Source organism: Paraburkholderia sp. SIMBA_054 (genome assembly GCF_046534875.1).
Classification (GTDB): Bacteria; Pseudomonadota; Gammaproteobacteria; order Burkholderiales; family Burkholderiaceae; genus Paraburkholderia; species Paraburkholderia hospita.
In genome coordinates, this window is the sequence record NZ_JAWRXV010000837.1 from 1 (window position 1) to 269 (window position 269).

Sequence of the window (269 nt, forward strand, 5' to 3'; positions counted from 1 at the left end):
CTTCCGCCAAAGCCCTTTCGTCCGATTCGCTCACTTGCGCAAGTTCGCCGCGCATGTCGCTGATCGCCCGCGCATAGTCGTCCGCGCCGAACACCGCCGAACCGGCCACGAACACATCGGCGCCCGCCGCCGCAATCTGCGCGATGTTCGACGCCTTCACTCCGCCATCCACTTCGATCAGCAACGGACGACCCGTGCGCTGCATCGTCGCGTCCACGCGCTCGCGCAGCATGCGCAACTTCGCGAGCGTCTCGGGTATAAACGCCTGG

Annotated in this window: 1 pseudogene; it reads right to left on the reverse strand. The window is 65.8% G+C overall.

The features are described 5' to 3' along the window. Positions 1-269, reverse strand: a pseudogene (locus SB822_RS57460) (ribulose-phosphate 3-epimerase); the annotation flags it as partial.